General features: G+C 71.2%; 13 protein-coding genes. 5 read left to right on the top strand and 8 right to left on the bottom strand.

All coding sequences use genetic code 11. From position 1 onward, the window contains the following. Window positions 1-402: 402 nt before the first annotated feature. From ACWGH0_RS04525 to ACWGH0_RS04515, 3 genes are all read right to left on the bottom strand, one after another. Window positions 403-2,136, bottom strand: coding sequence for a BCCT family transporter (locus tag ACWGH0_RS04525; RefSeq protein WP_453402640.1), 1,734 nt, complete (start codon window positions 2,134-2,136; stop codon window positions 403-405). Between the two features lie 77 nt (window positions 2,137-2,213). Further along, window positions 2,214-3,497 carry a M14 family metallopeptidase gene (locus ACWGH0_RS04520; RefSeq protein ID WP_453402639.1) on the bottom strand — a complete coding sequence of 428 codons (1,284 nt, stop codon included), beginning with the start codon at window positions 3,495-3,497 and terminating at the stop codon, window positions 2,214-2,216. Then, on the bottom strand, window positions 3,497-5,467 hold the full coding sequence (locus ACWGH0_RS04515; protein ID WP_453402638.1) for a Xaa-Pro dipeptidyl-peptidase: 1,971 nt from the start codon (window positions 5,465-5,467) through the stop codon (window positions 3,497-3,499). Before ACWGH0_RS04515 ends, ACWGH0_RS04520 begins: the two co-directional genes overlap by 1 nt. Before the next feature lie 166 nt (window positions 5,468-5,633). Between ACWGH0_RS04515 and ACWGH0_RS04510 the strand changes: the two genes are divergently transcribed. Next, the gene (locus ACWGH0_RS04510) at window positions 5,634-7,145 is read left to right on the top strand and encodes a M1 family metallopeptidase (RefSeq protein WP_453402637.1); all 1,512 of its coding nucleotides are present in this window, start codon (window positions 5,634-5,636) and stop codon (window positions 7,143-7,145) included. Window positions 7,146-7,297: 152 nt separating this feature from the next. Beyond that, window positions 7,298-8,329, top strand: coding sequence for a LacI family DNA-binding transcriptional regulator (locus ACWGH0_RS04505; RefSeq protein WP_453402636.1), 1,032 nt, complete (start codon window positions 7,298-7,300; stop codon window positions 8,327-8,329). A 59-nt stretch (window positions 8,330-8,388) separates the two neighbouring features. Here the strand turns inward: ACWGH0_RS04505 and ACWGH0_RS04500 are convergent, their stop codons facing one another. Together ACWGH0_RS04500 and ACWGH0_RS04495 are read right to left on the bottom strand one after the other, a co-directional pair. Beyond that, the gene (locus ACWGH0_RS04500) at window positions 8,389-11,172 is read right to left on the bottom strand and encodes a glycosyl hydrolase (protein ID WP_453402635.1); all 2,784 of its coding nucleotides are present in this window, start codon (window positions 11,170-11,172) and stop codon (window positions 8,389-8,391) included. Between the two features lie 125 nt (window positions 11,173-11,297). After that, window positions 11,298-12,239, bottom strand: a complete 942-nt coding sequence (locus ACWGH0_RS04495) for an oxygenase MpaB family protein (protein ID WP_453402634.1) — start codon at window positions 12,237-12,239, stop codon at window positions 11,298-11,300. Window positions 12,240-12,409: 170 nt separating this feature from the next. On the opposite strand from ACWGH0_RS04495, the gene sph reads away from it, so the two are divergent. Both sph and ACWGH0_RS04485 read left to right on the top strand, forming a co-directional pair. After that, window positions 12,410-13,408 (top strand): sphingomyelin phosphodiesterase, encoded by a 999-nt coding sequence (sph, locus tag ACWGH0_RS04490; RefSeq protein WP_453402633.1) that lies wholly within the window; start codon window positions 12,410-12,412, stop codon window positions 13,406-13,408. A gap of 144 nt (window positions 13,409-13,552) precedes the next feature. Continuing rightward, window positions 13,553-15,205 carry an FAD-dependent oxidoreductase gene (locus ACWGH0_RS04485; protein WP_453402632.1) on the top strand — a complete coding sequence of 551 codons (1,653 nt, stop codon included), beginning with the start codon at window positions 13,553-13,555 and terminating at the stop codon, window positions 15,203-15,205. A 176-nt stretch (window positions 15,206-15,381) separates the two neighbouring features. Here the strand turns inward: ACWGH0_RS04485 and ACWGH0_RS04480 are convergent, their stop codons facing one another. Further along, on the bottom strand, window positions 15,382-15,858 hold the full coding sequence (locus ACWGH0_RS04480; RefSeq protein ID WP_453402631.1) for an Appr-1-p processing protein: 477 nt from the start codon (window positions 15,856-15,858) through the stop codon (window positions 15,382-15,384). Between the two features lie 131 nt (window positions 15,859-15,989). Between ACWGH0_RS04480 and ACWGH0_RS04475 the strand changes: the two genes are divergently transcribed. Next, window positions 15,990-16,724 carry a MerR family transcriptional regulator gene (locus tag ACWGH0_RS04475; protein WP_453402630.1) on the top strand — a complete coding sequence of 245 codons (735 nt, stop codon included), beginning with the start codon at window positions 15,990-15,992 and terminating at the stop codon, window positions 16,722-16,724. A gap of 89 nt (window positions 16,725-16,813) precedes the next feature. On the opposite strand, the gene ACWGH0_RS04470 is transcribed toward ACWGH0_RS04475, so the two are convergent. Both ACWGH0_RS04470 and ACWGH0_RS04465 read right to left on the bottom strand, forming a co-directional pair. Continuing rightward, window positions 16,814-18,988 carry a 3-hydroxyacyl-CoA dehydrogenase NAD-binding domain-containing protein gene (locus ACWGH0_RS04470; protein WP_453402629.1) on the bottom strand — a complete coding sequence of 725 codons (2,175 nt, stop codon included), beginning with the start codon at window positions 18,986-18,988 and terminating at the stop codon, window positions 16,814-16,816. A gap of 34 nt (window positions 18,989-19,022) precedes the next feature. Continuing rightward, the gene (locus tag ACWGH0_RS04465; RefSeq protein ID WP_453402628.1) at window positions 19,023-20,237 is read right to left on the bottom strand and encodes an acetyl-CoA C-acetyltransferase; all 1,215 of its coding nucleotides are present in this window, start codon (window positions 20,235-20,237) and stop codon (window positions 19,023-19,025) included. Between the last annotated feature and the right edge of the window lie 31 nt (window positions 20,238-20,268).

Below are 20,268 nucleotides of genomic sequence, written 5' to 3'. Positions count from 1 at the left end.
CCGGCGCGGGGGCGCCCCCGGGGGGGCCTCCGGGGGCGCGGGGGGGCGGCGTGGGGGGTGGTTGCGTTCGACACCCTGCGGGGAGCGCCCCGGCACGTCCCCTCCCGGCAGCGGGGATTGCGCAAGCGGGCCGGGCGGGAGGCCGACAACCCCGCCCCCGCCGGCTCGGAGTGGTGAGCAGTGGTGCGGGGGTGGGTGCCGGCAGCCCCCGCCGGTTTGGAGTGTTGAGCTAGGCGGGTGGCACCAGGGATTGTGCAACCGTGCCGGGCGGGACGCACGACAACTCCGTGACCGTCGGCTCGGGGTGGTGGGCAGTGGTGGGGGGCGGGTGCCGGCAGCTCCCGCCGGCTCGGGTGTGAGCGGGGCGGGGGGTGTCACTCTCGGCTTGGGGCAGTGGGGGTGTCAGGGGTTTTTCTTGTCGTCGGGGGGTGTGGGGTCGGTTTCCGGGGTGCCGGGGCCGATGCGGATTTCGAACTCGCCGGCGTACTTCTCGTGGCCCGCGATCACCGCGCTCTCCACCGCCTCCTCGGCGATCTCGCCGCGCACGATCAGCGGGTCCTGGCGGAGGTCGCGCATGAGGGACAGGCACATGCCGATCATGACGAGTACGAAGGGGGCCGCGACCAGGATCGTGAGGTTCTGGAGGCCGGCCAGTGCTTCCCCCTTGCCGTCGCCGACGAGCAGCATGACCGCCGCCACCGCCCCCGTCACCACGCCCCAGAAGATGACCACGAACCGGGCCGGTTCGAAGGTGCCGCGCTGGGAGAGGGTGCCCATCACGATCGAGGCGGCGTCGGCGCCGGAGATGAAGAAGATGCCGACCAGGACCATGACCAGGAGGCTCATCGCGCTGGCGATGGGGAACTGCTGGAGTACGCCGAAGAGCTGGCCCTCCGGGGTCGTCTCGTCGCCGAGCTGCTTGCGCTCCTGGAGCTTCATGGCCGTACCGCCGAAGATGGCGAACCAGACCAGGCTGACCGTGCTGGGCACGAGGATGACGCCGCCGACGAACTGACGGATCGTACGGCCGCGGCTGATGCGGGCGATGAACATGCCGACGAAGGGCGTCCAGGAGATCCACCACGCCCAGTAGAAGACCGTCCAGCTGCTCAGCCATTCGGAGACCTCACCGCCGCCGGTCGCCGCCTCGGTACGGCCTGCCAGCTGCGGGATCTGGTCGATGTACGCCGCCAGGGAGGTGGGGAGCAGGTCGAGGATGAGGATGGTCGGGCCGACGATGAAGACGAAGACCGCGAGGACGACGGCGAGCACCATGTTGGTGTTGGACAGCCACTGGATGCCCTTCTCGACGCCGGAGACGGCGGAGAAGACGAAGGCGGCCGTGAGGACTCCGATGATGGAGATCAGGAGCCCGGTGCCCGCCTTCTCCATCCAGCCCAGTTCCCGGAACCCGCTGCCGATCTGGAGCGCGCCCAGGCCGAGGGAGGTGGCGGAGCCGAAGAGGGTGGCGAAGATCGCGAGGATGTCGATCACCCGGCCGGGCGTGCCGTCGGCGCGCGCCTTGCCGATGAGCGGTACGAACACGGCGCTGATGGTCTGCCGCCTGCGGCGCCGGAAGGTGCTGTACGCGATGGCGAGGCCCACCACGGCGTAGATCGCCCAGGGGTGGAGGGTCCAGTGGAAGAGGGTGGTGGCCAGGGCCGTCTGCATGGCGTCCGCCGAGTCGGCGGGGTCGGTCCCGGGCGGCGGGGTGATGTAGTGGGCGAGCGGCTCGCTGACGCCGTAGAACATCAGGCCGATGCCCATGCCGGCGCTGAACATCATCGCGACCCAGGAGACGGTACGGAACTCCGGGCCCTCGTGTTCCTGGCCGAGGGGGATCCTGCCGTAGCGGCTGATGGCCAGCCAGAGGGCGAAGACCACGAAGCCGGAGGCGGCCAGGACGAAGGCCCAGCCGCCGTTGTGGATGAGGCCGCTCAGCATCGTGTCCGAGACGCGTTCCAGCGTCCCGGTGAAGACGGAGCCCCAGACCACGAAGGCCAGGGTGAGCACGGCCGTCACGCCGAACACCACCCGGTCGGTCCGGGGCGTCTCGTCCTCGTGCGGGTGGCGGCCCGGGAGAGCCGCCCTCACCGGCAGCCGAAGCCGTTGAGCCGGTTTCTGTTCGTGCGACACAAGCGGCACCTTTCGGGAATAGCTGAGCTTATTTCGCTCCCGTACCCCCTACCACATGTGTTGCACGTCCCCCTCGTCTAACAACGGGTGTCGGGCCTCCCGGCTGTGAGGTGGTACGCCGCGCGCTCGTCGAGCAGGAGCACCGCCAGGTTCCGGCCGGACTGGCGCAGGGGGACGTACGCGCCCTCGGGCCGGGGCCGGGCGGTGATCCCGTGCAGGGCCAGTTCGTCCTTCACCTCGGCGTACTGCGCGGCGGAGAGGGCGTAGCCGCAGGGCGGGTCCTGGATCGTCTCGGACGGTTCGGGCGGGTCGTTGTCGGCTCCGGCGATGTGGACGGGGCCCCGGTCCGCGAAGCCCGCGGCGCGGGCGCGGGCGGTCGCGGCCCCGATGTGGGCGCGCCGCTCGTCCGTGAAGGCGAAGGCGCCCCGGAGGGAGGCCAGTTGGGTGTGCACGCGGCGTTTGTTGTTGAGGGCCGGGTTGTTCCTCTCGGCCTCGGTCAGGGGGTCCACCCGGGTTTCCACCAGCAGGCCCACCGCGTGTTTGACGCCGGCCGTGTTGCGCAGGATGCGTTCCTGGCCGTCGCCCGCCACCTGTTTCACCGGTTCGCCGGTCACGGGGTCCGTCCAGATGCCGTACACGCCGCTGCTGAAGCCGGCTTCCTCCGCGTGGGGGCGTACGTAGGACTCGGAGAGGGTGCGCGCCTCCGCGTGCACCCGGTGGTGCGTGTTGGGGTTGCGGGGCCAGAGTGCCAGCAGGTCCTTGTCGTAGTACGGCGGGGTGGCGCCGTACTCGTGCAGGTCGTAGACGATGTCGGGCCGGTGGTCGCGCAGGACGGCGGCCATGGCCCGGGCCTCGGCCGTTCTGAGGGCGATGTGGTCGCGGTTGACGTCGACGCCGTCGGAGTTGGTACGGGTGCCGGCGGCGCGGCCGTCGGGGTTGGCGGTGGGGATCACGAGGACCGTGGTGCGGGCGAGGAAGTCGAGGGTCTTCCGGTCCTTGGCGTACGCGAGGTCCCTGACGGTGGTCAGGCAGGCTTCGCGTCCTGACGGTTCGTCGCCGTGCTGGGAGCAGATCAGCAGCACGGTAGTGGTCGGGCGCCGCTCGGGCGCGATGCGTACGAGCTGGACGGGACGCCCCTGGCCGGTGGCGCCGACGGTGGACAGGGTGACGTGGTCGCCGGCCCGGTCGACGGTGCGCAGGAACGTCTGCTCGTCGGCCTGGGTGGTCCAGCTCGCGCCGTCGCTCCTCTCGAAGCCGGTACGGGGCGGGGCCGGTGACGCCTGGGCCGTGTTCGTCGTCAGGGGCGCGGCCAGGGCCGCCGCGGCGGCGGCGACGGCCAGGGCGCGGACGCGGGGGTGCATCAGGGGGTCGCTCCGGGGATCGGGCGCCGGGTGCGCGGTGTGTCGAGGCCGTCGAGGCGGGCCGTCGAAGGGGCGGAGAAGTGCGGTCCCGCGGTGGCGCGGGCGAACGCCCGTGCGCCGCCCACGACCGGCAGGTCGGCGGCCGTGCGGGAGAGTGCCACGTCGAGGGTCGGGGTGGTGGACGGAGGGTCGATGAGACCCGCGTCGGTGCCGCCGACGATCAGGCCCAGACGGTGTCCGGCGGGCACCACGTGGTCGCTCGCGTGGAGGTCCAGGGTGATCGTGTACCGCTTGCCGGGCGTGAGCGGCCGGCCCTTCGCCGGGTCGGCGTGGGTGCCGAGGTCGGCCCAGCCCCGGCTGAAGACGGTGTGCTCGACGTCGGCGGTACGGGCCTTCGTCTCCTTGAAGCAGGAGCTGTCACCGGTGGTGCTCGCGCCCCAGCAGGTGCGTTCAGGAAGGGTGGTGATGCCTTCGCCGGAGGCCGCGTAGTCGCGGATCGTGTCGGGGCCGAGGTCGACGAGGACGGCCGACAGGTGCGCGGTCGAGGTGGACGGCGTCACCGTGACGGTCACCCGCGAGGAGCCGGACAGGCGCAGGTCGCGGGTGAGCGGCTTGGTGGTGAAGCCCGCCTTCGAGGGGGTGGAGGTGTCGATCGCGGCCGCCCAGTCGCTCTCGGACAGCTTCGGGTCGTCGGTGAAGGTCTCCGTGGCGCCGGGGGCGGCGCGCCGCAGCGACAGGGTTCCCACGCCGGGCGCCGCGCCCTTGCCGGGGCGCACGGTGGTGGCGTCCGTGCCGCGGGGCGGCCAGACCTGGTCCGTGGTCCACCGGCCGGGGGCGCGCTCGACGTCGGCCATCGGCTCCCGGTCGATACCGTTGTCGTAGCCGAGGAGTTCGTGGTCGAACCAGCGGTGCAGTGTCCGCACCCAGTCGGAGCGGCGGAAGTCGAACGGGTCGACGTGGCCGGTCTGCGACAGCCAGATCTTGCGGTCGACGCCGGCGTCGGCGAGGGCGTCCCACCACTGGCCGAAGTGCTTGGCGCGGACGTTGAGGTCCTGCATGCCGTGGACGACGAAGACGCTGGCGTCGACGTTCCCGGCGTCCGGTACGTAGTCGCGCTCCGCCCACAGGGGCGTGAAGTCGCCGTTGCGCGGGGCCTCGTCGACCAGGCGCTGCTGCACCGCCTGGCAGCGGGCGCGGGCGGCGGGGGTCTCCACGTAGTCGGAGAGCCATTCGGGGCCGCTGTCGTAGAGCGGGGCGCCCTGGGCGAAGTAGTAGTCGTACCAGGAGGAGATCGCGCCGATCGGGACGATGGTTTTGAGGCCCTCGACGCCGGTGGCGGCCACGCCGTTGGCGACGGTGCCGTCGTAGCTCTTGCCGATCATCCCGGTGTCGCCGGTGGACCAGCCGGCCTTGGCGCGCTCGGCGCCGGTGCGGCTGGTGTACGCCTTGCCCCGGCCGTTCAGCCAGTCGACGACCGCCTTGGCGGACTGCACGTCGGAGTGGCCGCCGACGTCCACGCAGCCGTCGGAGCGGTTGGTTCCGGCGAGGTCGACGGCGACGAAGGCGTAGCCGCGGGGGACGAAGTAGTTGTCGTAGTAGAGCGGGAACTGGACCGGGTCGCCGTTCGCGTCGTACGTCTTGCGCTGGCTCTCGTTGCCGCGCCCGCAGCAGGAGTAGTACGGGCTGGCGTCCATGATGACCGGGATCCTGCGGCCCTGTCGGGCCGGTTCCGCCGGGCGGACGATGTCGACGGCGACCCGGTCGTTCTTCCCGTCCCCGTCGCCGTCCATGCGCGTGTCGACCCACACCGCTTCACGGATCGCGTTGTCGTAGGAGTAGACCGGCCGGCTCTCCCGGGGCGCGGCGCTGTGCGCGCCCGCCGGGGTCAGCACGACCGCCAGCAGGGCGGCCGTGGCCACCGGGACAAGCCTTCGCCACTTCGGGCGGGATCTCCGCGCAGATATCGGCATGGGGCTGGAAGTTACTCCGGTCAACTGCTGTGCAAAAGAGGGCAGGAGGAGGTCTCGTGTCGTCCCGATGGCAGTCGTGTGACAGCAGCGACCATGGCCATGACTGATGGCGGGTGGCGTGCCTAAGGTGCGGACAGATCCTTCCAACTGACCACTTGGAGCATCCGTGCACCGCAGACTCATCGCCCCGGGCGCGCTGGCGGCCTCACTTCTGCTGGCGATCCCGGCATCGGCCGCAGATTTCACTCCCGGCGCTCCGGGCATAGGCGACACCTATTACCCGGCGAGCGGCAACGGCGGGTACGACGTCTCGCACTACGACCTGCGTCTGAAGTACCAGCCCGGGACGGACCTGCTGGAGGGCACCGCGACGATCGTCGCCACCGCCACGCAGAACCTCTCGCGCTTCAACCTCGACTTCGGCCTCGGGGTGAGCGAGGTGCGGGTCAACGGGAAGAAGGCGAAGTTCGCGAAGGAGGGCGAGCAGGAACTTGTCGTCACCCCCGCCGCCCCGCTGGAGAAGGGCCGTGCCGTCTCGGTCGTCGTACGGTACGCCGGGAAGCCGTCCGCCCTGAAGATCGGCGGCTACACCGCCTGGCACCGCACCCCGGACGGCGGAGTCGCCGCGCAGGAGCCCGACTCGGCGGTGTGGTGGTTCCCGAGCAACGACCATCCGCTGGACAAGGCGACGTACGACGTGTCCGTGTCCGTGCCGGACGGCACCCAGGCCATCAGCAACGGCGTGCTCCAGAGCCAGAGTTCGCGGCTCGGCTGGACGCGCTACAACTGGCGCTCGAACAAGCCGCAGGCCAGCTACCTCACCACCCTCGCGGTCGGGAAGTTCGACATCACGACGGACACGACGGCGGACGGGCTGCCCGTGCTGAACGCCTACAGCAAGGATCTCGGCGACCACGCGGGGGCCGCGCGCGCCAGCGTGGAGCGGACCGCCGAGGTCGCCGAGTACCTGACCGGGGTCTTCGGCCCGTACCCCTTCAACGCGCTCGGCGGATACGTCCCGAACGTCACCAGCGGGTACGCGCTGGAGACGCAGACCCGGCCGTTCTACAGCCCGCGGCAGTTCGCGAACGGCGCGAACGTGTCGGTCGTCGTCCACGAGCTGGCCCACCAGTGGTACGGCGACAGCGTGGCCGTGAAGGGCTGGAAGGACATCTGGATCAACGAGGGCTTCGCCCGCTACAGCCAGTGGCTGTGGTCCGAGAAGGAGGGTGAGGGGACGGCCCAGGAGCTCGCCGACCACGTGTACCGGACGCGGGCCGCCGACGACCCCTTCTGGACCGTCGCCCCGGGCGACCCGGGGCCGGACAACCAGTTCCACATCGCCGTGTACGACCGGGGAGCGCTGGCCGTGCAGGCGCTGCGCAACGAGGTCGGCGACGAGGACTTCTTCACGATCCTCAAGGGGTGGCCGGCGAAGTTCGCCCACGGCAACGCCGATGTGGCCGACTTCGTGAAGTACGCGGAGCAGGTCTCGGGCAAGCCGCTCGCCGGACTCTTCGACACCTGGCTGTACCAGCCGTCGAAGCCCGGCGCCCCGGAGGCGGCCGAGTCGCGGATCGCGCGGTCGTACGCCGGTGAGGACGAGAAGCCGGCGCAGCCCAAGTCGTGGAAGAAGATCGCCGCGACGAACACGATCCACGAGCACGACCACCACTGACCGGCGGTCCGTCCACCGCAGCACGGACGCCGCCGTCCCGCGCGAGGGGCGGCGGCGCCCGTACGAGTGGGTGGAAGCGCTCTCACGTGGTGCCGGCCGCGGATATCCTCGCTGCCAGCAGCCGTGTCCCGAGCCGCCGAGGAGCGCCCGCCTTGCCCGATCAGTCCGCTGGTTCCCGCCCCACGCTCGAAGCCGTCGCCGCCCGCGCCGGAGTCTCCCGGGCCACGGCCTCGCGGGTCGTCAACGGCGGCGCCGGCGTACGGCGGCCGCTGGCCGACAAGGTGCGGGAAGCCGTGGACGCCCTGGGATACGTACCCAACCAGGCGGCCAGGTCGCTGGTCACGCGGCAGAGCGGCGCGGTCGCCGTCATCATCGCCGAGCCCGAGTTCAGGGTCTTCTCGGACCCCTTCTTCGAGCAGCAGGTGCGCGGCATCAGCAGGGAACTGACCGCGCACGACTGTCAGTTGGTGCTGCTGTGGGTGGAAGGGCCCGGCGACTACGACCGGATCGCCCGCTATCTCGGAGGCGGCCACGTCGACGGCGCGCTCGCCTTCTCGCTGCACGACGCCGACGGGCTGCCCGCCCTCGTCCGCCGCGCCAAGGTGCCGGCCGTCTTCGGCGGCCGTCCGGACGCGGGGGCGGCGGCGGTTCCGTACGTCGACTGCGACAACAGGGGCGGCGCCCGCTCGGCCGTACGCCACCTCGTCGGACTGGGGCGCCGGCGCGTCGCGCACATCGCGGGTCCCCGCGACCAGACGTCCGCCGCCGACCGGGCGGACGGCTACCGCGACGTCCTGTTCGACGCGGACCCCGCGCTGACCGCGCAGGGCGACTTCACCCTGGAGAGCGGGGCGCGCGCGATGGCGGAGCTGCTGGACCGCGGGCCCGGCCCGGACGCCGTGTTCGCCGCCAACGACCTGATGGCCGCCGGCGCGCTGCGGGTCCTGCGCGAACGGGGGCTGCGGGTGCCGGAGGACGTCGCGGTCGTCGGGTTCGACGACGTGGTGACGGTGGCCGCGTCGGCGGATCCGCCGCTGACGACGGTCCGCCAGGACATCGAGGGGATGGGGCGGCTGATGGTCAGGCTGCTGATGCGGGTCATGGACGGGAGCGGCGCGCGGGAAGCGGGCGTGCCGGCGTCGGTGATCATGCCGACCGAGCTGGTGCGGCGGGCCTCGGCCTGAGCGGCCGGGGCCCGCCGTGTGGGGGGCTCGCCAGGAGGCGTCGGAGGTGCGCCTTGCGGTTACTGGAAGGGGATCACCAGGACCGAATCGGCCGTTCCGGTACGGAGTTTCGCCGTGCCGTTGCCGATGGCGCTCCACACTTCGAGGCGTACGGTGCCGCCCTTGAGGTCGCCGAGTGTGCCGGTCGCCGACTTCAGGCCGCGCGCCTGCGTGTAGTCCTCCCAGCCCGCCACCGGATCGGTCGCGAAGTACTGGTAGGTCTCCGTCCGTTCGTACGTGCCGTCGCCCGTGAGGTCGTAGCTCACCCGGGCCTGCTGGCCGAGGCCGACGGTCGTGCCCGCGTCCACCTGGAGCCGGAAGGCCGTCGGCGTACCGGCCTTGAGTGTGCCGTTGACCCCCTTGGCGGTGTACGTCAGCGGCTGGTACGGAGTGCCGTCGTGGTTGGCGCCGCCCGCCGAGGCGACGGTGTCGGCGCCGGCGGTGGCGCCGGTGGCCGTGGTCAGGGTCCCGCCGGTGCGCAACTGGAAGGTGTTGCCGGTGGGCGGGTCGGGGTCCGGGTCCGGGTCCGGGTCGGTGCCTCCCGTACCGGTGCCGGTCGCGGTCGAGCGGGCGGGGACGGTGAGCTTGCCGCCGTCGGAGAAGGTCACCGTGCGGGTGGTGGAGGTGTGGTTGTGGGCGGCGTACGTCCGTACCGTGCCCTTGGTGAAGACGGCGGACGTCGGGATGTCCCCGCTCACCGTCGCGTCGGGTGCCCCGAGTGTGTCGAGGGTGCCGATCCAGTGGTAGGTGTGCGCCTTCGACTCGCCCTGCTCGGGGGTGTAGCCGGCGTGGCCCGCGTCCCACTTCGCCTTGGCGGCGGCCGGGTCGGCCAGCGACTGGAACTCCCAGAGGATGTCGCGCCATTCGACGGCCGGGCCGCCGTTCTCGCGCTCCATCTCGGCGAGGTTGCGCCGGATCGCGGCCTTCTCGCCGCCGAGGTGGAGTGAACCGCCGGTCACCGGCAGGACGTTGATGCCGTGGATCTCCTCCGGGTTGGCCGTCCACCAGGTGGCGTACGCCCCGCCGCTCCCCCACACCATGCCGACCGTCTCGTGGCCGAAGGAGGAGGGGAAGACCTGCTGGTCGGCGTCGAACCAGTACTGGGCGATCGCCTCGGACTCGGTGGTCAGGAGGTACGTGCCGAGGTCGCGCAGAGCCGTGTCACCGGTCGCCGCGCCCCACAGGACGAGGCCGGCGCTGAGGTTGGTCGACTCCGACGACGACTCCTGGTTGTTGCCGGCGGCGAAGCCCTGGTGGCCGGAGGCCCAGCTGTGGCCGGCGTACACGTCGAAGCCGCGCAGGAAGGGGAAGGCGGTGTCCGTGCGGCTGGGGTTGGCGGCGTCCCGTACGAGGGTCTTGACCATGCCGCCCCAGGCGGAGTCGGCGGCCCACGCCTGGTCGTACTGGGCGACGATCGCGGCGGCGTACACGTAGTAGCTGTAGTGGAAGTGGTGGTCGTTGAGCTCGGTGTCGCTGCCGTACGACGCCGGGTAGCCGGTCAGCGTCTTCCAGGTCTTGTCGTAGGAGAACTCGTTGGCTCCGCCCGCGGTGAACCAGTCCTGGAGGCGGCCCTTCATCAGACCGAGCAGCCTGTCGCGTACGGCGGTCTCACCGATCTGGTCGGCGACGGGCACGAGCTGGGCGAGGCGGCCCAGGGCCTTGCCGGTCCAGTAGGTGTCGGTGGCCCCGGAGAAGGGGTCGGCGGCGTTGGCGACCTCGTTGAGGTAGCCCCTCAGCCGCGCCTTGTCGACGCCGCTCGACTGCGGCAGCGCGGGCAGCACGCCGGAGGCCCGCTGGCTCGTGGTGAAGGACGTGCCCTCGCGGACCTTCATCGTGCCGCGCGGCGAGACGTACGTGTACGGGGTGAGCGGATCGGAGGTGTGCAGCCACTGGTGGCGGTAGAGGGCCTGGAGCGTCCCCGTCTCGCTGCCCTCCTTCGCCTCGGTGGTGAGGGTGTACGTCGCCTTCACCGTGCCGCCGGCGGAGCTCCAGTTCGCCCTGGAGCCGGTGACGAAGCTGTACGCGTACTTCTTGTACGTCGCGAGGGCGTCGGTGGAGGGCAGCACGGCGAGCGAGAAGTAGTCCTTGGCGCCGAGGCCGGCGGTGAGGGTCGACCCGGAGATGTTCCAGTCGCTGCCGGTGGGCGCGAAGAGGGCGTAGTGGTGGCCGGCGACGGTGATGCCGACGACGTTGCCCTGGTCGGCGAAGACCGCGGGGGCCGCGGCGGTGGTGATCTGGGCGTTGCCGCCCGAGCCCTTGGCGTACACGAAGGGCATGCCGTGACCGATGGTGGTGCGGAGCGTGCGGGCGCCGTCGGACCAGTACGGGGTGACGGTCCAGTCGGACCAGTCGTCGGCCTTGGTGTCGGGCGAGTTGAGGCCGGTCAGGCCGAGGGTGAGGTCGCGCTTGTGGGCGTACTCGTACTGGCGGCCGTCCCCGACGACGACGGGGGTCGTCGGGTAGCCGACTTCCAGGCCGGCGGCGGTGGCCTGGTAGGTGAGCGGGTGCCCGTACATCGGAGTGGAGTGCGGGTTGTCGCCGTACCGCTGGAAGGCCAGGGAGGACCACCAGTCGTTGGTGGGGAGCGGCTTGTCCTTGGCGGCCGGGGTGAGCTTGGGGGTGACGGGCGTGCCGGTGTTGGTGGTGGGGCCCGACGTGCCGGCGGGGCGCACGTCGGAGTAACTGCCCGACCCTACGGGGATGGTGGCGGCGGCAGCGGGGGTGGCGGTGGAACCGAGGCCCACCGCGGTCAGGGCGGAGACGAGGAGCAGCGCGGACGCGGTTCTCAAGGGCGGAGCTGGCATGGACGGCACCTCTGAGTGGTGGGGGAAGGGCGTCCGAGAGCGCTCTCAGATGTCAAGGAACGTAAAACTGTTGAAACAGAAGTGTCAATACATGTGACATGGACGGCAGTTGCTGTGGCGGTGCGCTACCGCCCGTTCAAGTGTTGACGGATCGGGGGTACGGGAGCATGCTCCGAAGGGAGTTGCTGAGAGCGCTCTCGGTCGGCGCGCGCGGCGTCGCTCCGCCACCGCGCCCTGGCCTCGCGCGCCAGGGGCAGGTAGCGCAGCCGCTCCGGCAGCAGCGGAACGAGGGTGCGTACGACGCGGCTGAACCGGCGCAGCCTGCGTTCCCGTACGTCGTCCCAGGCCAGTCCCAGGGCCTCGCGCGCCTCCGGCGGCATGTATCCGACGGTGACGAACGCCCGGAAGCGGAGCAGCGGCGGCAGCAGCGCCGGCCACAGGGCGCGCAGGACGAGACGCACCGGCAGCGGTCCCCGGTCGGGGGCGGGCAGCGGGCGGTCGGTGGCGATCAGCTCGCGCACGACGACGGTCGGCTCCACCTCTTCGGCCAGCATCTTCCGGAAGTACGGCCAGAACTCCTCGACGGTCTGCGGCATGTCCCGGTCGTCGATGCCGAGGGCCCGGCCGACCTGGAGCCACTCGGCGTACAGCTGCCGCTCCTCGGCCCCGGTCAGCGGCCGGAAGAGGTAGCGCAGCGCGTGCCGGTAGCAGGGGAAGCCGGTGGCGTGGACCCAGGCGTAGTGGGCCGGGTCCAGCGCGTGGTACGGGCGGCCGTACGCGTCGGCGCCCCGGATGCTCCGGTGGAGCCGCCGGAGCCTGCGGCCCTCCTCGGCGCCGGCCTCTCCCCCGTACACCCACAGCTGGAGGGAGCGCAGGGAGCGCTCGCCGCGTCCCCACGGGTCCGTGCGGAAGACCGAGTGCTGGTCGACGCCCGCGCCGACGGCCGGGCGGGCGACCTGGAGGGTGAGCGCGGCGGGCAGCATGAGCAGCGCGCGCACGTCCCCCGCGACGGACCACAGGACGCCGCCCGGGGGCGGCGGAACGGGGTCCCGCTCACTGGTCTGCACGCCTCCAGTATGCGATCCCGCGCGGGGCGCGTCCGGAGGCGGGAGGAGCAGTTGGGGAGATCGTGTGCGTACCGCCGGGCATTGGCCGCCCAATGGCTACCGGAAGGTAACTCCGGCTGATTTGATGTGCCGCGCCGATCTTTGCCCCCCACCCCACCACGGGAGTTCCAGTGCCGCACTCCGCGTTCCGTCGCACCTCCGGCGCCGCCCTCGCCGCCGTTCTGGCCGCCGCCGCGCTCGCCGCGACGGCGCCGTCCGCCTCCGCGGCCCCGGTGGCCGCGTCCGCCGGCGTGCCGTCGCTGAAGGTGCTGTCGTACAACACCTTCCTCTTCAGCAAGAACCTCTACCCGAACTGGGGTCAGGACCACCGCGCGAAGGCCATACCGGCGGCCCCCTTCTTCCGCGGCAACGACGTGGTCGTCGTCCAGGAGGCGTTCGACAACGGCGCCTCCGACGCGCTGAAGAGCAACGCCGCGGCGCAGTACCCGCACCAGACGCCGGTGATGGGCCGCAGCAGGACCGGCTGGGACGCGACCGGCGGCGCGTACTCCTCCACGACGCCGGAGGACGGCGGGGTGGCGATCCTCAGCAAGTGGCCGGTCGTCCGCAAGGAGCAGTACGTCTACAAGGACGCGTGCGGCGCCGACTGGTACTCCAACAAGGGCTTCGTGTACGCCGTACTGGACGTGAACGGCACCCGGGTCCACGTCGTCGGCACACACGCCCAGTCCACCGACCCGGGCTGCGGCGCCGGCGAGGCCGCGCAGATGCGCAGCCGGCAGTTCAAGGCGATCGACGCCTTCCTCGACGGCAAGAACATCCCCGCGTCGGAGCAGGTGATCGTGGCGGGCGACCTCAACGTCGACTCGCACAGCCCCGAGTACGCGACGATGCTCGCCGACGGCGGCCTGACCGGCGACGACGCGCGGACCGGCCACCCGTACTCCTTCGACACCGCCGACAACTCGATCGCCTCGGAGCGCTACCCCGACGACCCGCGCGAGGACCTCGACTACGTCCTGCACCGGGCGGGGCACGTGAAGCCGGCGGGCTGGACGAACGAGGTGATCAAGGAGCAGAGCGCGCCCTGGACCGTCTCCAGCTGGGGCAAGCAGTACACGTACACGAACCTGTCGGACCACTACCCGGTGGTGGCGAGCGCGCGCTGACCGGGTGAGCGGCCGGTGACAACCCGGCCCCGCATTCACCCGAACGAGTTCTCAACCCGACGCCCGCTCCTGGTAACTTTGAGTGACCGAATGAGGGGGCGTCGGGACTGCGTGTGACGTCCGATCTATGTGTGGGGGGACGTCATGGCCACCGGTCCCATCGAGGTGCACCCGAGCGACGCGCGGTACGACGCTCTGCGCCGGGGGTTCAATCAGCGCTGGATCGCCAGTCCCGACTACGTGGTGGTGGCCGCGTCGGCGGACGACGTGGTGGAGGCCGTCGGCAAGTTCGTCGGCAAGCCCGCCAACGTCAAGCGCCGGATCACGGTGCGCTCCGGCGGGCACTGCTACGAGAACTTCGTCTCGTCCGACGACGTCGGGGTCATCATCGACGTGAGCGGGATGAACCAGGTGTACTTCGACCCGGACATGGACGCGTACTGCATCGAGGCGGGCGCGACGAACTGGCACAGCACGACCCAGCTGTACCGGTCGACCGGCCTGGCCCTTCCTGGTGGCTCCTGCTACTCGGTGGGGCTCGGCGGGCACGTCTCGGGCGGCGGCTACGGCCTGCTCTCCCGGCAGTTCGGCCTGACCGTGGACTACCTGTACGCCGTCGAGGTGGTCACCGTCGCCGACGGCAAGCGGCCCGTGCGGACGGTGGCCCGCAAGGACTCGGAGGATGCGGCTCTGCGAGACCTGTGGTGGGCGCACACCGGCGGGGGCGGCGGGAACTTCGGCGTCATCACGCGGTACTGGTTCCGGGGCCTGCGACGACCGCCGGCGCGGGTGCTGGCCAGGTCCGTCGCCTGGAAGTGGGAGGACTTCCGCGAGCACCCCGGTCTGTTCAAGGCCCTCGTCCGGCGCTACGGGCAGTTCTTCGAGTACGAGCACACCGGGAAGCTTCCGTCCTCGTTCGGCGGCGCGAGCTACCAGGACCTGTTCACGCTGCTGAAGCTCACCCACATGAGCAGCGGCAAAGTGGGCCTGACCATCCAGCTCGACGACACGCGCAAGGACTCGGTGGCGCGGCTGGCGGCGTTCATGGGCTGGATCACCCAGGACTTCAAGACCGGCGAGACGCACCACGTCACGGAGACACCACTGGACCAGGCGATCGGCGAACACCCGGCCCAGGGGGCGCTGTTCGTCCCGACCCGCCTCCCCTGGCTCACGGCGACACAGAGCATCAACGACTCGGGCCCGAACCGGTGCGGCAAGTACAAGTCGGCGTACATGACGCGCGGGTTCACGGAGCACCAGATCGACGCGATCCACCGCCATCTCACCGATCCGGCGTACACCAACCCCGACGCACTCGTGCAGGTCGACTCGTACGGCGGGGCGATCAACAAGGTGGGCGAGAAGGACACGGCCGTACCGCAGCGGAGCTCGGTCATGAAGCTCCAGTACCAGGTGTACTGGAACTGGGACACCGACGCCGACGAGAACGGCGTCTACGACTACCGCGACGCCGAGGCGGACCCCGGGATCGCCGCGCCCCATCTGCGCTGGATCAGGAAGTTCTATCAGGACGTCTACGCGCCCACCGGAGGAGTGCCGGTGGTGGTCGACCCTGCCCTTCCCGCGACGAAGGACGCGAACACGGACGGCTGCTACATCAACTACCCCGACGTCGACCTCCTCGACGAGCAGCACCTGAACACTTCGCGTCAGCCCTGGCACCAGCTGTACTACAAGGACAGCTACAAGCGCCTCCAGCAGACCAAGAAGCGGTGGGACCCCCACAACATCTTCCGCCACGCCCAGTCCATCGCGGTGCCCCCCACCCCGTAGGCACCTCACCGGGCACCTGCCGGCGCGACCGTCTTCCGCGCTCCGGGCAACGGGCAGCCGGCACCGGTAACAACGAGCGTGGGGGCCTGGGCCTCCGGACTGGGCGGCTGGGCGGCTGGGCGGCTGGGCCTGATGCTCGGGCTCAGGGCCTGGGGCTTCGGGCTCCGCGTCCCGGGTCAGTCGTGGTCGTAGACCGTGACGGGGATGCCCCGCGACACCAGCCGCTGCGCGAGCAGCGGTTCGACCCGGGGCCACTTCCCGCCCGCCAGGCCGCAGCCGATGCGGGGCATGTGAACCGACGCCCGCAGCTCGGCGGCTCTGGCAGCCACGGCTTCGAGCGCCGTGTCGATGGCCTCGTACCGGACCGGCACGCCCTTGCTCCCGGTCCGCAGGCCGCGCTGGCCGATCATGTTGGCCACCCACACGTACGGCTCGACCTCGACGAACTGGACTGCTCCCAGGCCGAAGCCGTTGGCGGCCCGTCCACGGTGCCAGCGGCGGTAGGCCGCCTCGGGCTCGGGCCAGCGGCGGGACACCGCCACCACGAAACCCTTGCCCCAGCCGCCCAGGTCGTTGCAGACGTGCGCGATGATCTTGACGCCCTTGCCCTGCGGCGCGGTGGCGTCCCCCCGTACATACGTGATCCCGGACATGGGACAACCGTACGGTCGGCCACTGACAGTCCGCGCGGGTCGGCGCTTTCACAACAGTGGTGAGACAGCAATACTGTTGCACTGGTCGCAGCACGGCGGCGGTGCACAGCAGCGGGAAGCGGGGCGCGGACATGACGACGGACACGGACACCGGGGAGCCGACACTCACGGTGGACGAGCTGGCCGCACGGGCCGGGGTCACGGTGCGTACGGTCCGCTTCTACAGCACGCGCGGTCTGCTCCCGCCGCCCGTGATCGGCCCGCGCCGGGTCGGCCACTACGGCCCTGCCCACCTGTCGCGGCTGGCGCTCATCGAGGAGCTTCAGCACCACGGCATGACGCTGGCGGCGATCGAGCGCTACCTGGAGCAGCTGCCGCCCGACCTGAGCGCGCACGACCTGGCGATACACCGGGCGCTGGTGGCGAGTTGGGTGCCGGACTCGGCGGAGGACGCGACCCGTGCGGAGCTGGAGCGCCGGGCCGGCCGGCCGCTGTCCGAGGAGGACATCGACCGGCTCGCCGCGATGGACGTCCTGGAGCGGGCCGACTCCCCCGACACCTTCCGGGTCGACCCCGGTCTGCTGGCCCTCGGCGTACAGCTTCTCGGCGTGCCGATCGCCCACGAGACGATTCTCGCGGCCCGCACGCTGCTGCTGGAACACACGCGGTCCGCGGCGCGTGCCCTGACGCATCTCTTCAAGGACGAGGTGTGGGGGCCGTACCGCGAGCGCGAGGCGGACCCCGAGCATGTGAAGGCGATGAAGTCGCTGTCGGCCCACATGCAGCCGATCGTCGTGCAGGCGCTGGTGACGGCGTTCCAGCGGTCGCTGCGGGAGGAACTGCGCGCCGCTTTCACGGCGGAGTGACCGAGGCCGGGAGCGCTCGGCGCGGGCGGCGGGCAGGGCCGAGCCCGGGACCCCGGTGAGGGTCCCGGGCCGTCAGGCCGTGGTGCTGGTCAGGCGTCGCTGAACTTCTCGCCGCGTTCCGCCTTCTCCACCAGCAGCGCGGGCGGCGTGAAGCGTTCGCCGTACGTCGCCGCCAGCTCGCGCGCGCGGGCGACGAAGCCGGGGAGACCGCCCTCGTATCCGTTGATGTACTGGATGGCGCCACCCGTCCACGCCGGGAAGCCGATGCCCATGATGGAGCCGATGTTGGCGTCGGCGACCGACGTCAGGACGCCTTCCTCGAAGCAGCGGACCGTGTCCAGCGCCTCGCTGAAGAGCATCCGCTCCTTCATGTCGGCGAAGGGGATCTCCGCCCCCGGCTTCGCGAAGTGCTCGCGCAGCCCGGGCCACAGCCGGGTGCGCTTCCCGTCCTCGTCGTACTCGTAGAAGCCCGCGCCGCCGCTTCGGCCCGTACGCCCGAACTCGTCGACCATGCGGTCGACGACCGCGTCGGACGGGTGTCCGGGCCAGGTGCCGCCCGCCTCCTCGACCGCCCTCTTCGTCTCGTTGCGGATTTTGCGGGGGAGCGTGAGGGTCAGCTCGTCCATCAGGGACAGGACCTTCGCCGGGTAGCCGGCCTGCGCCGCCGCCTGCTCGACGGACGCGGGCTCGATGCCCTCGCCGACCATCGCGACGCCCTCGTTGATGAACTGGCCGATGACGCGCGAGGTGAAGAACCCGCGCGAGTCGTTGACGACGATCGGCGTCTTCTTGATCTGCCGCACGAGGTCGAAGGCGCGCGCCAGGGCCTCGTCGCCGGTCCGCTCGCCCTTGATGATCTCGACGAGCGGCATCTTGTCGACCGGCGAGAAGAAGTGCAGGCCGATGAAGTCGACGGGACGGGCGACGCCCTCCGCCAGACCGGTGATGGGGAGTGTGGAGGTGTTGGAGCACAGCAGCGCGTCCGGCTCGACGACGTCCTGGATCTCCTGGAACACCTTGTGCTTCAGCGAGGTGTCCTCGAACACGGCCTCGATCACGGCGTCGCAGCCCGCCAGGTCGGCCGGGTCGGCGGTCGGCGTGATGCGGGCCAGCAGCGCGTCCCGCTCGGCCTCCGTCGTGCGGCCGCGCGACAGGGCCTTGGCGAGGAGCTTCTCCGAGTACGCCTTGCCCTTGCCGGCGGCCTCGGCGGTCACGTCCTTGAGGACGACCTCGATGCCGGCCCGGGCGCAGGAGTACGCGATGCCCGCGCCCATCATGCCGGCGCCGAGGACCGCGACCTTGCGCACGGGACGGGGCTCGATGCCCTTGGGGCGGTTGGCGCCGGAGTTGACGGCCTGGAGGTCGAAGAAGAACGCCTGGATCATGTTCTTGGCGATCTGCCCGGTGACCAGCTCGGTGAAGTACCGGGCCTCGATGGTCATCGCGGTCTCGAAGTCGACCTGCGCGCCCTCGACGGCCGCCGCCAGGATGTTGCGCGGGGCGGGGTAGGGGGCGCCGGCGGTCTGCTTCCTGAGGTTGGCCGGGAAGGCGGGCAGGTTCGCGGCGAAACGCGGGCTGGCGGGAGTGCCGCCGGGGATCTTGTAGCCCTTGACGTCCCAGGGCTGGTGCGATTCCGGGTTCGCGTCGATGAACGCGCGCGCCTTGGCCAGCATCTCTTCGGGCGTGGCCGCCAGTTCGTGCACCAGGCCGTTCTCCAGGGCCCGCCGGGGGCTGTACTGGGTGCCCTGGAGCAGGAGCTTGAGGAGCGCGTCCGCGATGCCCATCAGGCGCACCGTACGGGTGACGCCGCCGCCCGCCGGGAGCAGGCCGAGCGTGACCTCGGGCAGGCCGATCTTGGAGCCGGGCGCGTCGAGGGCGACGCGGTGGTGGCAGGCGAGCGCGATCTCGTACCCGCCGCCGAGGGCCGCGCCGTTGATGGCGGCGACGACCGGCTTGCCGAGGGTCTCGATGCGGCGCAGGGCGCGCTTGATCGCCGTACCGGCGTCGAAGGCCCGCTGGGCGTTCTCTGGACCGACCTTGATCATGTCCTTGAGGTCGCCGCCCGCGAAGAACGTCTTCTTGGCGGAGGTGAACACGATCCCGCGGATCGAGTCCTTCTCGGCCTCCGCGCGGTCGGCGACGGCCGCGATGGAGTCCTTGAACCCCTGGTTCATGGTGTTGGCGGACTGGTTGGGGTCGTCCAGGACGAGGGTGACGACACCGGTCTCGTCCTGTTCCCAGCGGATGGTGGTGCTCTCGCTCATGAGTCTTCTTCTCCGTGAGGGTGGGACGGGACGGTCAGAGACGCTCGATGACGGTGGCGATGCCCATGCCGCCGCCGACGCACAGCGTGGCCAGGCCGTAGCGCTGGTCGCGGCGCTCCAGCTCGTCGACGAGCGTGCCGAGGATCATCGCTCCGGTGGCTCCCAGGGGGTGGCCCATGGCGATGGCGCCGCCGTTGACATTGACCTTGTCGAGGGAGATGCCCATGTCCCTGACGAAGCGCAGGACGACGCCCGCGAACGCCTCGTTGATCTCGACCAGGTCGATGTCGTCGATGGTCAGGCCCGCCTTGGCGAGTGCCTTGCGGGTGGCGGGCGCGGGGCCCGTCAGCATGATCGTCGGCTCGGATCCGGACACGGCGGCCGAGACGATCCGGGCGCGGGGGGTGAGCCCGTAGCGCTCGCCGACCGCCTGCGAGCCGATGGCGACGAGCGCCGCGCCGTCGACGATGCCGGAGGAGTTGCCGGCGTGGTGGACGTGGTCGATCTTCTCGACCCAGTGGTACTTCTGGAGCGCCACGGCGTCGAAGCCGCCGTGCTCCCCGATCGTCGCGAACGACGGCTTGAGGGCGGCGAGGGAGTCCGCGGTGGTGCCCGGCCGCATGTGCTCGTCGTGGTCGAGGACGGTCAGTCCGTTGCGGTCCTTGACGGGGACGACGGAGCGCGCGAAGCGGCCGTCCTTCCACGCCTCGGCGGCCCGCTCCTGGGAGAGCGCCGCGTACTCGTCGACGTCGCGCCGCGAGTAGCCCTCGATGGTGGCGATGAGGTCCGCGCCGATGCCCTGGGGGACGAAGCCGGTCTCGTAGTTGGTCATGGGGTCCGCGAACCAGGCGCCGCCGTCGGAGGCCATGGGGACGCGCGACATGGACTCCACGCCGCCCGCGAGGACCAGGTCCTCCCAGCCGGAGCGGATCTTCATGGCCGCCATGTTGACCGCTTCGAGCCCGGAGGCACAGAAGCGGTTCTCCTGCACGCCGGCGACGGTGTCGGGCAGACCGGCCGCGATGGCCGCGATCCGCGCGATGTCGGATCCCTGGTCGCCGACGGGTCCGACGACGCCGAGCACGATGTCGTCGACGGCCGCCGGGTCGAGGCCCGGGAAGCGGTCGCGGAGCTCGTGGATGAGGCCGACGACCAGGTCGATCGGCTTGGTGCCGTGCAGGGCGCCGTTGGCCTTGCCGCGACCGCGCGGGGTGCGGATCGCGTCGTACACAAACGCTTCGGTACTCAAGACAGCAGCCTTTCGAGGGTGACGTGACAGC

Source organism: Streptomyces sp. NPDC054887 (assembly GCF_053610585.1).
This window is presented reverse-complemented; position numbering and strand designations above follow the sequence as displayed.

What these genes read in the sequence shown, in the direction of transcription:
- ACWGH0_RS04520 (WP_453402639.1), bottom strand. Translation starts at nt 3,497, where the DNA reads ATGCACCCCCGCGTCCGCGCCCTGGCCGTCGCCGCCGCCGCGGCGGCC.
- ACWGH0_RS04515 (WP_453402638.1), bottom strand. Translation starts at nt 5,467, where the DNA reads ATGCCGATATCTGCGCGGAGATCCCGCCCGAAGTGGCGAAGGCTTGTC.
- ACWGH0_RS04500 (WP_453402635.1), bottom strand. Translation starts at nt 11,172, where the DNA reads ATGCCAGCTCCGCCCTTGAGAACCGCGTCCGCGCTGCTCCTCGTCTCC.
- ACWGH0_RS04485 (WP_453402632.1), top strand. Translation starts at nt 13,553, where the DNA reads ATGGCCACCGGTCCCATCGAGGTGCACCCGAGCGACGCGCGGTACGAC.
- ACWGH0_RS04480 (WP_453402631.1), bottom strand. Translation starts at nt 15,858, where the DNA reads ATGTCCGGGATCACGTATGTACGGGGGGACGCCACCGCGCCGCAGGGC.
- ACWGH0_RS04475 (WP_453402630.1), top strand. Translation starts at nt 15,990, where the DNA reads ATGACGACGGACACGGACACCGGGGAGCCGACACTCACGGTGGACGAG.
- ACWGH0_RS04470 (WP_453402629.1), bottom strand. Translation starts at nt 18,988, where the DNA reads ATGAGCGAGAGCACCACCATCCGCTGGGAACAGGACGAGACCGGTGTC.